The organism is Psychrobacter sp. CR212, assembly GCF_059693765.1.
The window spans coordinates 454,855-467,924 of sequence record NZ_JCATIF010000002.1 but is presented as its reverse complement, the minus strand read 5'-3'; the positions used below and the strand labels follow the sequence as shown (position 1 = coordinate 467,924).

Sequence of the window (13,070 nt, the reverse complement as noted above, 5' to 3'; positions counted from 1 at the left end):
TCACGTTTTTAGATATTTAGGATGCGGCACGCTAACGATACTCTGGATAATGTGCGTGCGCTTGCTCAAACCATTATTTAGCGGGGTTTTGAAAATCAGCTAAGCTCATGGCATTTAAACGGTCTAGATCTTCTTGTGTATCGACACCAGCCGGCAGTTGACAAGCAGCTTCTGCAATGGCGATAAGCTTACCGTTTTCTAATACCCGTAGCTGCTCCAGACTCTCGAGCAGCTCAAGTGGCGTCTGTGGCCAATGCACAAACTGCTGTAATAGACTAACGCGATAGGCGTATAAGCCCAAATGACGATACGCATTTTTTGGTGGCTGTCTTTGATTGTCATCCGCCAATACGATATCACGATCACAAGGAATCGGTGCTCGACTAAAATAAAGCGCGCGCTGTAGATTGTTCGTATGTTGGCTGACTACCTTTACCACAGAAGCTCGCTGGAACGTATCGTAATCATTGATAGGCTCACAGAGTGTCGCCATGACGCTAGCCTCATCCGCTACCAAAAGCGCCTGTACCTGCTCAAGCAGTAAGGGCGGCACAAGAGGCTCATCACCCTGCATATTGACCACAATATCATGCTCAGCCCAGCCTTTAATAGCCGCCACTTCCGCCAAGCGGTCAGTGCCTGACGCATGCTCGCTACTTGTCATCACGACATCAAAACCGGCATCGATACAGACCTTTGCAATTTGCTCATCATCAGTCGCAATACACATATCGTCAGCGAAGGTTGCTGTCTTTGCCTTTTCAGACACCCAAAGTATCATCGGTTTGCCATGAATGCTCAATAATGGCTTACCGGGTAACCGTGTACTCTTAAAGCGTGCAGGAATCACAATATGGGTTTTGGCAGGTGTAGTGACAAGCGACATGGTTTATTCCTAAAAATTGTGTCAGTTTGACGTATTGACTATTATCTATGATGGCGTTTTTGTACCAACATCAGAGTCAGCCTCAATACCCAAAGCTTTTAATTGCTGGTTTAGATGATCATAACAGTTATCGGATAATACGGCCGTCACAGGCAAAACCCACAACCTGCTAACGAGCTGTGCATACTCATCACTTGATGCTTGCTCCGCCGTATAGTCTGACAGCAATGCTTTTATTTTTACCGCATCTTTACTGGTAACGACGATAGGATAATCGCTGTATTGTAAAAGCTCAGCCAAACTAAAGTCATAGTGATCAGGATAAGGATGCCCCATCACGTCAAAACCAAGAGACTCTAACGTATCAAAAAAACGCTGTGGATAGCCGATACCACTGACTGCGTGTACTCTACTATTGCTAGCAGGAATGACATTATCTATTTGCTTAATAGGTGATTGAGGACTCCATAAACGCTGCAATTCATCAGCTTGCAAACGCATGGTCAAGCGCTCAGAGCTCTGTGGCTTATTACTACTTTTAGCCGAGTCTGTATTTGGTTTTTCATGATAAATCACATGAGCACCTTCTAGTCGTGACATTGGCTCACGCAAAAATCCGGTTGGCAATAATTGCTCATTACCAAACCCTCGCGCGGCATCTACCACAATCCACTCTATATCCCGCTTGAGCGCATAATGTTGCAAACCATCGTCAGCGATAATCAATTGCAAATCAGGTTCAGCATCCAACAAGGTAGTAATTGCTTGCTGACGATTGGGACATACCGCCATGGCAACGCCTGTCATATGAACAATCAAACATGGCTCGTCGCCTACTACGTTAGGCAAACTGGTGGCATTAACCAATGCTGGCATTTGGCTCGTATCACCACCATAACCACGACTGATGACGCCGACTTTTATGCCTCGTTTTTGCAAGTGATTGACCAAGGCGATAATTAACGGTGTTTTGCCGCTACCACCCACACTGATATTACCAATGACCATGACAGGTATAGGTGCGCGATAACTTGATAGCAGCCCAACTTTATAAGCGTGACGACGAAGCAAGGTGATCAGTCCATAAAGCCAGCTAATAGGTAGCAACAGCCATAACCAAGCGGCCTTACGTTGCCATGCATTAGTAATTATCGTCTCAATACTCATGAATAATTGCCATGTATCCTATCGATTCGCTGCTTAGGCGTTGACGCTTTATCAAATAAATCTATTCTACTCAAAGTCTCGAGCATACATTTGCGCATAATGGCCTTGCAGCTGCATCAGCTCATTATGGGTACCAAGCTCAACTATCTGACCACCATCCATCACAGCAATACGATCCGCAGATTCAATAGTCGTTAAGCGGTGCGCAATCACTAGCGTCGTACGGTTTTTCATGACGTTATCGAGCGCTTGCTGAATATAATACTCTGACTCATTATCAAGCGCACTGGTGGCTTCATCCAAAATCAGAATCGGAGCATCTTTTAACAGCGCACGAGCAATAGATAGTCGTTGACGCTGTCCGCCAGACAACTGAAGCCCTTCGGCCCCAATTTCGCTTTGGTAGCCGTTTGGCATTTTCATGATAAAGTCATGCGCGAAAGCCGCTTTTGCAGCCTCCTCGACTTCAGCTTGGCTCTTATTAGCCAAGCCGCCATAAGCAATGTTATTAAATACTGTCGTATTAAATAGTACGACTTGCTGATTCACCATGGCAATTTGCGCACGCAGACTTTCTAATTTGATATCTTCAATTGGTATATTGTCTAAAGTAATTTGCCCAGAAGATGTCTCCAGAGTACGCGTTAAAAGATTCACTAAGGAGGACTTGCCTGCTCCGCTTCGTCCTACCAATGCAACCGTCTCGCCTGCTTTTATATTTAACGTAAAATCACGTAGAGCAACTGTCGAATCTGGATATACCAAACTGATATTATCCAAAGACATCTGACCAGATAACGCCTTGCTGATAGTGCCTGTGTCTTCTTCTTCTGGCTCGTCAAGTAATGCAAAAATCGACTCACCAGCAGCAATGCCTTTTTGCAATTTTTGATTGATATCAGTCAATGAACGGACGGGCTTACTGAGCAGACCGGCTGCCGCAATATAAGAGATAAACTCACCTGCTGAAATACCGCTAATAACTGAAGGTCTCAATGCAAGCCATACCACCACCGACATCGCTATCGCCATCAGCAGCTGCACCGCTGGGGTATTGATGCTATTGGTGACGACCACCTTCATGCCTTGACGTAAGTTCTTTTTTGAAGTCTTATCAAAGCGCTCGGCTTCATATGCTTGTCCGCCATAATTCTTTACCACCTGATAGCCACTGATGACCTCATTGGTAATATGACTGACACTACCCATCGTTTTTTGGATACCTTTAGAGAGCTTAAGATAACGCTTGGAGGCAATGCGAATGAGCCATAGTATTGGTGGCAATACGACAAATAGGATTAGAGTCAAGCGCCAGTTGCTATAAAGCAAAAACCCTATCAATGCCACAACCGTCAAACCATCACGCAGCAAGGTCTTCATTGAGTCTGTACTGGCAGCAGTGACTTGCTCAACATCAAATATCAACTTGGATGAGATCGTACCAGCAGGATTGGCCAAATAGAATGAACTTGGCAAGCGCAGTAGTTTATTAAAAACCTCGACCCGCAGCTCATAAACCAAATTACGTGAGACCAAAGCCGAGTAATAGTTACCCAAAAAACTGCCCAAACCGCGTACGAAAAATAGCGCAATGATGAGTAATGGAAATAACGCCTGTTTGCTTCGATCACTTTGGTTAATGGCATCAGTAATGTATTGCAACAGCTTGGCAATCCAAATCTCAGTCCCTGCGTTGATAGCAAAGCCCAAAACAGTCAGTAGTAAAGCCCACCAATACGGTTTTAGATATTTTAATAGACGCAGTAAAGTTTTACTTTTTGGCGGACTAGACGGGGCTGCTGAAGGTTTTTTAGCAGAAGGTTTTGTAGAGTCAGGTGTATAAGCTTGGCTCATAAAAGCCTCAATGTAGGTGTCATGACATGAATGGGCTGTGCTTGATACACAGTTTATAGTAATGATGCGGCAAATATTATTGCGGCAAAGTTTGACCAAGTGGGACAACGGTGCTGATATTTAGGTTCAAAAATCCGAGTTTACCAGCAACATCCATCACCCGTACGACAGATTGATGGGTAGCGTTGGCATCCGCTGCGATGACAAATAGCATATCGCGATTGCTTCCTGCTTCTTGCTGCAACATGCTGGTCAGTTCAGCCTCGTTACTACTAGCAAGCGTGATACCATTCACCAAGTAACTGCCATCTTCTTGCACAGCCACTTCTATACTATTTTTTTGCTCTGTCTGCGCGACACCTTCTGCTTCAGGAAGGATAATATTTAAACGACTAAAATGATTGAAGGAAGTAGCCAGTAGCAGAAAGACGATTAAAAACAATAAACAATCAATCATCGGCGTCAGATTAATTTCAAGCGGCTCAACAGTCGGTTTTCTAAAACGCATATGAATCTCTTCTATTTACCTGCTATTACGAACGTACTTTGAGCATCAAACTTAGTAGAAAATATGACAATTATATTGTCGCCACATTGGTTTTATCTATATTTAACCGGTCAGGAGCACGCTCATCAATAGTGGTCGTACTATTAGCAGGGGCCGCTGCGTTAGCATTGTCGAGCAATTGGTAGTCGTATAGCTCTTGAATCATCAGCCCTGCTTGAGTCTCGAACTGTGCATTGATGTCGATGATACGCCGCTGAAAGTATCGATACGCGACAAGCGCTGGGATGGCGACGATCATACCAGCAGCCGTGGTAATTAGTGCTTGTGACACACCAGCAGCAAGCATTGTTGGATCTTGCATCGCACCATCAGTAATCGCTAAGAATGAAGAAATAATACCTAATACCGTACCTAATAATCCAAGCAATGGCGCAATGGCACCAATTGTACCCAACATATTGATATTTTTTTCTAGCTGGTGGACTTGTACGCTAGCACGATTTTGCATATGCATGGTCATAGACTCTAGGCCGTACTGACGATAGAGCAGCCCCGTTGCCAAAATATCACCAAGCGCCGTCTTCTCTTTGACATTCATCAATTGTGTACGGCCGATATCGCCATTTTCGCGTAGGCGAGTGATGAGCTGCTCACGCAGTCTGCTAGGCACAGTCTTGCTAAATTGCAATGTATGACTACGCTCAATAATGATAACCAATGCCAATATAGAGCAGACGACAATAGGTGTCATTAGCCAGCCGCCTGCCTTTACTAACTCCCACATATTTGCTCTCTTCCATATTTTTAAAAACAGTTGTTACGTAGATGGATTTATACGTAAATAGTCGTTACTAATAAATCAGTCCTACTAGCTTGCGTATTGTCTTAAGCCTGTGCTTCTATGTGTTTAATCAAAGCAGCTAACTGGTCTTGACTGTGAAAAAAGATCTCAACACTACCCTGCCCGTCTTTTTTGTGCTTAAGCTTGACTTCAGCACCCAACATATCTGTCAATCTTTGCGTGAGACGCTCTTCGTCACGAGACTGTGCTTGTTCGACACGGTTGGTTTTGGGCGCAGGGTGCAAGATCGATTTGACCAGCTTTTCAGCTTCTCGCACCGTCATACCGCCATCGATGATTTTTTGTGCAATGATTGGCTGCTGCTCAGAAGACAATGCTAAAAGCGTTCGAGCGTGGCCCATGTCTAGTGCGCTATTTGCCAAATGATCTTTTACCGTATCATGCAATTGATTTAGGCGTAGTAAATTCGATACCGTTGTACGCGCCTTGCCCACCACTTCAGCAATCATCGCATGGCTCATACCAAACTCTGTATGAAAGCGCTGCAACGCGGCTGCCTGCTCGATCACCGATAGATCTTCACGCTGGATATTTTCAATTAAGGCCAGTGCAATAGCAAGCTCATCAGATAACGCACGCTCAATCGCTGGAATAACCGACTTGCCCGCCATTTTTGCCGCGCGCCAGCGACGTTCGCCAGCGATAATCTCATGAGTGACAAATGCTTCACTCTTATCTTCATTGGCGAGCAATGGGCGGATAACGATGGGCTGCATCACGCCATGCTGCTCAATAGAAGATGCCAATTCTGCCAGTGCCGTTTCACTCATGTCACGGCGCGGTTGATACTTACCTGCTTGTAGACGCGTGACATCGATCTGCACGAGGCTGATTTGATCCTCTGAAGCGTTTACGTCTGTGCTATTACCACGCGTTTTGTTGATAGCCGTCTTGCTTGTCACACGTGATGAACGAGTACTATTACTGACAGTAGTGTCATTATTAGTGGATTTTGCAGCCGATTTTTTACTGGCTTTGGGCGCAGCCGCATCGACGGGTGCAGTTTTCACAGGCATGTTGGTATCTAGCGTTTCAGCTGGCACGGCCACATCGCGTGCAGCCATATCATCTTGCAAGGCAGAGGCGGTGATTTGCTTTTCTTTCTTGATTGACCCTAATAAGGCATCTAAGCCTCGATTGGCAGCCAACCCTCTTTTCTTCGCCATGATTACCTATCCTCTAACGCTAAAATAAAAGCCAATTGATTACTGCTGCGGCTTACTAAATACAATGTTAAGTGCTTTATTGTTCGAAAGCTTTTATAGAAAAACTAGCTACTTTGCTTCATCACTTCAGCGGCCAGTTTTTGATAGGCGCGCGCGCCTTTTGACCATCTCTCATAAGCAATCACTGGTAGACCATGCGCGGGTGCTTCTGCTAGGCGAATATTTCTTGGGATATGAGTCTTATACATAATATCGCCAAAGTGCGCTTCTAATTCAGCAGACACATCACGGGCAAGCGTGTTACGCGCATCAAACAGCGTTCTCACAACACCGCGAATGTATAACTTAGGGTTTAATTCAGTAAGACGCTCAATCGTCTGCGATAAATCTGCTAATCCCTCTAATGCATAATATTCACACTGCATTGGGATAATCACACTATCAGTTGCAACCAAGGCATTAATCGTCAGTAGGTTCAAACTGGGTGCACAGTCTATAATCACATAATCGTATGGGGGCTGTTGCGAGGATTTCTGCGCATCAACCAGATTTTTCATCGCCGTTTTGAACAGCTCGTGACTGTCCGTTTTACTCATCAACGTGATGTCCATACCAGCCAAATCACGATTGGCACCGATCACATCAAACCCTGCCGGACTGGTCACAATGGCTTCTGACAGCGCTACACCATCCAGTAAAACATCGGCTATGGTAAGCGTCAGCTCGTTTTTGTCGACACCCGTACCGCTGGTTGCATTGCCCTGTGGGTCTAAGTCAATCAGTAGTACGTGCTTGCGCTTAGCAGCTAAACTGGCGGTCAAGTTTACCGCCGTCGTGGTTTTGCCCACGCCGCCTTTTTGATTCGCAATTGCTATGATTTCCATACACTCACTCAATTTTATTAAGGTCTGTTACTGACTTTTTCTTTTCATTTATTTGACGCAGAATTTGCCGCTCAATCTTATATGCTTATGCAGTGCTACTAAATCAGCGCTTCATGAAAGGCAGCCATTTATAAAAAACTTTCTTTTATAAGTTACCCAATTTTCGTTTGTATATTTTCAGTGCCTTTTAAATACTATGCCATTTAGGTACAAACGTAAACTGCGTTTCACAAAAAACGACTGCTGTTTCATGACTGAGAAGTATCTACCTTTCAGGCATTTTTAGCAGACATTTCAATCAAATGACGACTATCATGCAGACACGGCACTGTCAGCTTAATCGTCTTAATGTGCCAATCACTATCAAGCGCTTTTAGCTCTTCATCGCTTGGCGCTTTGCCTTTCATAGCACACAAATAACCGCCATCTGCCAACCTCGGCTGCGCTACTTCAACAAAATCTATCAAACTGGCAAACGCTCTAGAAGTCACCACATCATAGCTGGCTTCGTGCGCTTCAATACGCGAAGCGATCGGTTGCATATTACGTAAGCCAAGCTCACTGCTGATCTGCTTAATAAAGCGAATCTTTTTTTGATTACTATCAAGGGCTGTACACGAGCGCTCAGGCTGACAAATCGCAATAATCACTGCAGGCAACCCTGCACCTGTACCGATATCAAGCAGCGACCCTGTCGGCAAATGCGTTATAATAGACAAGCAATCAATCACATGTTTGATCAGCGCTTCTTCTGGATCGGTGATGGCGGTCAGATTATACGCTTTATTCCACAACAAAAGCTGGTCTAAGTATAATAATAACGTGCGCTGCTGTTTCTCACTTAGTGATAGACTTAGCTCATTTACGGCTTGGGCTAAGATACTGGCCAGCTTTGGCAATTGTGAGCCAAGCTTCACAAAGCCAGTCGGATCAATATTGATATTACCCGTGCTAGTAGACGACGAAGAGGTTTTAGCGGAAGCTGACATACAACGAGTTATCCAGTTTTGACATGTGAACCGCCTATTTTATCATGCAGTCTGCTCATTGAATAGTTGCAGATTGCGCCAATGTGGGACATCTTATACTATCTGCACCGTTCATGACGCGTTATTCTGCGTTAACAGCATAAAACGCCTTGCCTAGTTTCTTTATTTTTCGTTTATCATGATCAAAGATTCCTGTAAATATGATACAAACTGCGTTTAATGACTTCGCTAAAATGCGACTATATCTTGTAAGATGTCATTAGGGCGTGTTGAACATTCGACCATGGCACTGACAGCGACTATTTTTTAGGCGATTCGATGTTAAAAATAATAAGTTTAGTTACTCTAAGCGCTTATTTTTAACGATGAAGCGGCAAAAAAGAGTCCTGTCCCCTGCTTTTATCGTTGGGGCTGATGCTAAAATTGCCCCATACTGCGTTACAAATCTCGCTAAGGCATCTGCATTACCGTCGCTTTGTGCCTTGTCTGGAACAATTTTAGCGATCAGCAGTGCCTATTTGCGAATGTTCAACACGCCCTATTAATTATAAAAAATTCAATGCGCGCATGACCAGAATAAATATATTATCCCTCATACTCTTTCAATACCTTTAAAACGATCTCTCAAAAACCTATGACCGAACAACCTTATACCCCTATATCTCAAATATCAAAAGACGCTAATAATATGGTACCACCTACCGCTGACTCACAAGACGATAAACCAGTAATATCTAACGCCCCAAATCCTATTTTTACTGAGGTTCAAAAAAGCTGCCGTATTTCGGCTGAGCAACTAAAACGCTATAGCGACCCTGATGAGCTGCCTGCCGACACACGTACTGCGCCTGACTTAGATGTTGGCTTCGGTCAACAACGTGCGCTCAAAGCCTTGCATACTGCGCTAGACATCAAAGCAAGTGGCTATCATGTGTTTGCTGCTGGCGAGAACGGCTTGGGTAAGCGTACTGTCATCAGTCGCCTGTTGGCCCGTATTGCCGCCGACGCACCAACGCCTGATGATTGGGTTTATGTGCACAATTTTACCGATCCGCGTACGCCACTGGCTCTGCGTCTACCTGCAGGGCAAGCCGCCTTGCTACAACAGCAGGTCAATAACTTGTGGCAACAGGCAAAAAAGCGACTAAGCCAACGCTTTCGTAGCGACCAATACCAAAGTAAAATCGAAGCGATTAAAAATAATACGCATCAAAAAGAGAGTCATGCCTATGATGCGCTGAATGCTGAAGGCAAACAGTATGACCTTGCCTTGACGTTTCGCTCGTTTGATAACAAGGCAGTTTTCGTCCATCCCAGTCAGCTGACGACAGACATTAGTAGCGACCCTGTAAAGGCTTCAGAACCATCTAGCAACAGTGCAAATTCGTCGCCAAGAAATGATAACGAAAAAGCCAATATATTGAGCAACGATAAGACTAACCATGATGAAGAGCAAAACAACGCTCAAAATTCTGAGTATGGTAACAGTGAGTACGAGGCTGAGTTAAATAACTTTGTACAGAAAAACCATATGCAAAAGCGCCTCAGTCAACTAACCATTGCGTTGGAGCAGTTAGAAGACGAAGCCAACGATGCGATAGAATCACTGCATCGCAGTATCGCACGCCGTGCACTACAGCCTTTGTTCGCGCCTGTTTATGAGCAATTTGCCACGCACCCACTTGTGGTTGACTATCTCAAAGCCATATTTGCCGATATGGTTACTCATGTAGAGCGTATCGTTAACGGCGATGACGAAGAGTTTGTGACGGCTGTATTGACCACAACACCCAGCCGTTACGCGGTCAATGTCATTGTCAGTCACGCACCAGACAGTGGCGCGCCTGTTGTCTTTGAAGACTTACCAACCCATCTAAACTTATTAGGTCATGTTGAGCAAATTACCCAATTAGGGACAGTAACGACTGATGTCAGTATGATTCGCGCAGGTGCCCTACACCGCGCCAATGGCGGCTACCTGCTGCTAGAAGCCAGCCATTTACTTGAGCATCCTTATGCATGGCAAGGTCTAAAGCGTGCGCTACAGTCACGCAAAATTAAGCTCTCAAGCCTTGAGCAAATGCTAACGCTAACAGGTAGCTTGTCTTTATCACCAGCGCCCATTGATCTTGATATCAAAGTGATCTTATTAGGTGAAGCAGACTTATATTATGAGCTGCTTGAGCTTGAGCCTGAGTTTGATGCGGTGTTCAAAGTTCGCGCGGACTTTCATGATGATGTGACGCGCACCAGCGAGCATGAATTGGCACTGGTAGCGAAAATGGCAGACATCATCGATTATGCTGATCTCTATCCATTCGATAGTAGCGCGCAAGCCACGTTACTTGAGCATTTAAGCTTGCAAGCTGAAGAGCAGGACCGTTTAAGCCTACACAGTGATTTGTTGATTAAACTGTTGCATGAATCAAACCGTCACGCTCGTTTAAATGATGAGACAATGGTGACAGCAGATCATGTCATTCAGGCAATCGATGACATGGATGAGCGCTCAGGATATTTGCGCGATCTATACTGGGACGAGCTCAAAAACGGCCAGCAGCTGATTCAAACTCAAGGCAGTGCAGTTGGGCAAGTCAACGCCCTGACCGTCGTCAGCTATGCTGATAGTGAGTTTGGCATGCCAGCGCGCCTCACTGCGGTCATCCAGCCAAATATCGGCGCAGGTGAAATCCTTGATATCGAGCGTGATGTAGACTTGGGTGGTAGCTTGCACGCTAAAGGTATGTTAATCATGACCAGTTATTTGCGTGCGTTATTTAGCCAACACCATGCGCTAAACTTCAGCGCTTCGCTCGCGTTTGAACAAAGCTACGCCCATATCGATGGTGATAGTGCCACCGTTAGCGAAGGTTGTGCGCTACTATCCGCTTTAGCAAATGTCCCTATTGATCAATCCTTTGCCATTACTGGTTCTATGAATCAGCTGGGCGAAGTACAAGCGGTTGGTGGTATCAATGCCAAAATCGCCGGCTTTTTTGATGCGTGCCGTGAGCAAGAGTTGACGGGCGCTCAAGGCGTGGTCATTCCAATGGCCAATGTCAAACAACTCATGCTACGCGACGATATCATTGCTGCGGTAAAAGACGGCGACTTCCATATTTATGGCGTTTATACCTTGAGTGAAGCATTGACCTTGATGACAGGCCTACCCATCGATACCATGAATAAAAAAGGTCGCTACCGCAAAGACACCCTATTTGGCAAAGTCCTAAATCGTCTGATGTTATGGGATGAGAACCAAGACGGCGATGATGAGGTAGATGATAAAAAGTCAAAAAAGAAAGAGAAGAAAAAACGCAAAGCTAAGCGCCAAAAAAAAGAGGACAAAATAGAAAAAGAAAAACGTAAAGGCGAAAATAGCGATAGTGATGTCACTGATAACCGTGAGCACAGTAAAGCTTAAAGTGTCAATAACAACACACCAAAATGATAATTAGGACGTGTCTAAACCATGTTTAGACGGCGCTTAGACGGCGCCTAAATGTATACGAACGTCCCTAGACGCTTTGATACTTTTCTGAGATGATAAACAACCAGCCAAAATCTGTAGAACAATAACCTGTGACTTTATAAAGGGTATTTTTTAATGACTGTACATTCTACTAACGCCGAGAACATCCAAGCTCAGTCAGATTCTGATGAGCAAGCAGTTGCAATAGAGGCGGCAGAAAATGATGTGTTAAAAGAGACCCAAGATAATCGTCACGGGGCAGCGACAACGGCTCGTCAATGGCAAGTACTGTCACAGCTACAGCGCAATCGCTGGGTAGGTACGACACATATTTATGAACAGCTCATGATGGCCGGTTTTGACATTAGTCTGCGTACCGTGCAACGTGATTTGAACGCATTGGCCAAACGCTTTCCTATCGAAAAAAACAACGCCAATCCACAAGGTTGGCGCTGGAAAGAAGATGCGCCGCTGCAAAGCTTGCCGCATATGAATCTATCACAAGCAGTTGCTTTTAATATGGTCGAGGCCAATCTCACTCAGCTATTGCCACCTGTGATTTTAGATGAGCTATTCCCGTGGTTTGATCTAGCAAGACGACAGCTCAAAAATAGTAAAGTCACGCATTCATGGATAGACCGTGTACGTATCGAGCCTGCTACCCAGCCACTTATTGCCCCAGATATAGATTTAGATAGCAAAGACAACATTTACCATGCATTGTTTTATCAGCTGCAAATTAATGCTTGCTACACTCGCAGCAATAAGTCAGAGGCCAGTGAATACACCCTAAATCCTATTGCTATCATTCAGCGTGGCGTGATTATTTATCTGCTGGCGACTCGTACCGATGACCCAAAATCCACCATCCGCACTTTTGCGCTGCATCGATTTGATAGAGTCGAGATTTTAGAGAGCGCAGCACAGACACCAGATAACTTTCAGCTCGATACGTATTTGGATGAAGGCAGTATGGGCTTTAGTCATCCGTTATTCGGTGAGCTGGCTGAGCGTGGTAAAAACACAGCCGTTGAGCTAAAATTTACCCAAAAAGCAGGCCGAAGCCTCACTGAGAGCAAGCTGAGTGATGATCAAATCGTCACATCAAACGACGACGACACCCTAACAATAAAAGCGACCGTTAATTTGACCTCACAGCTGGTCTGGTGGTTACGTGGTTTTGGCAGTGGACTGTTAGACGCCAAGCCTGCACTCCTTTATCAAGCGGTATTGGACCAACCTGCAATGACAAACAACGAATAACACTCGAATGACACTAATC

The 13,070-nt window shown here is 45.0% G+C and carries 10 protein-coding genes; 2 read left to right on the top strand and 8 right to left on the bottom strand.

Translation table 11 applies throughout. The features are described 5' to 3' along the window. Nucleotides 1-73: 73 nt before the first annotated feature. The 8 genes from kdsB to rsmG all read right to left on the bottom strand — a co-directional run bounded on the left by kdsB (nt 74) and on the right by rsmG (nt 8,316). A complete protein-coding gene (gene kdsB, locus AC58CZ_RS06270) occupies nt 74-886 on the bottom strand; it encodes a 3-deoxy-manno-octulosonate cytidylyltransferase (protein ID WP_494224360.1) in 813 nt (270 codons plus the stop codon). A 45-nt stretch (nt 887-931) separates the two neighbouring features. Continuing rightward, the gene (gene lpxK, locus AC58CZ_RS06265) at nt 932-2,053 is read right to left on the bottom strand and encodes a tetraacyldisaccharide 4'-kinase (RefSeq protein WP_494224359.1); all 1,122 of its coding nucleotides are present in this window, start codon (nt 2,051-2,053) and stop codon (nt 932-934) included. Between the two features lie 66 nt (nt 2,054-2,119). Then, the gene (msbA, locus tag AC58CZ_RS06260; protein ID WP_494224358.1) at nt 2,120-3,907 is read right to left on the bottom strand and encodes a lipid A export permease/ATP-binding protein MsbA; all 1,788 of its coding nucleotides are present in this window, start codon (nt 3,905-3,907) and stop codon (nt 2,120-2,122) included. A gap of 76 nt (nt 3,908-3,983) precedes the next feature. After that, nucleotides 3,984-4,415 (bottom strand): ExbD/TolR family protein, encoded by a 432-nt coding sequence (locus AC58CZ_RS06255; protein ID WP_058024949.1) that lies wholly within the window; start codon nt 4,413-4,415, stop codon nt 3,984-3,986. 70 nt (nt 4,416-4,485) lie between these two features. Further along, entirely contained in the window at nt 4,486-5,199 is a 714-nt protein-coding gene (locus AC58CZ_RS06250) for a MotA/TolQ/ExbB proton channel family protein (RefSeq protein ID WP_494224357.1), read from the bottom strand. 101 nt (nt 5,200-5,300) lie between these two features. Next, entirely contained in the window at nt 5,301-6,443 is a 1,143-nt protein-coding gene (locus AC58CZ_RS06245) for a ParB/RepB/Spo0J family partition protein (RefSeq protein ID WP_494224356.1), read from the bottom strand. A 104-nt stretch (nt 6,444-6,547) separates the two neighbouring features. Then, a complete protein-coding gene (locus AC58CZ_RS06240; protein WP_494224355.1) occupies nt 6,548-7,327 on the bottom strand; it encodes an AAA family ATPase in 780 nt (259 codons plus the stop codon). 272 nt (nt 7,328-7,599) lie between these two features. Continuing rightward, nucleotides 7,600-8,316: a 16S rRNA (guanine(527)-N(7))-methyltransferase RsmG gene (gene rsmG / locus AC58CZ_RS06235; protein WP_494224354.1), complete on the bottom strand. Its 717-nt coding sequence runs from the start codon at nt 8,314-8,316 to the stop codon at nt 7,600-7,602. Between the two features lie 688 nt (nt 8,317-9,004). Between rsmG and AC58CZ_RS06230 the strand changes: the two genes are divergently transcribed. Together AC58CZ_RS06230 and AC58CZ_RS06225 are read left to right on the top strand one after the other, a co-directional pair. Next, complete coding sequence (locus AC58CZ_RS06230) at nt 9,005-11,740, top strand: AAA family ATPase (protein WP_494224353.1); 2,736 nt, start codon at nt 9,005-9,007, stop codon at nt 11,738-11,740. A gap of 183 nt (nt 11,741-11,923) precedes the next feature. After that, nucleotides 11,924-13,051, top strand: coding sequence for a WYL domain-containing protein (locus tag AC58CZ_RS06225; RefSeq protein ID WP_494224352.1), 1,128 nt, complete (start codon nt 11,924-11,926; stop codon nt 13,049-13,051). Nucleotides 13,052-13,070: the final 19 nt, after the last annotated feature.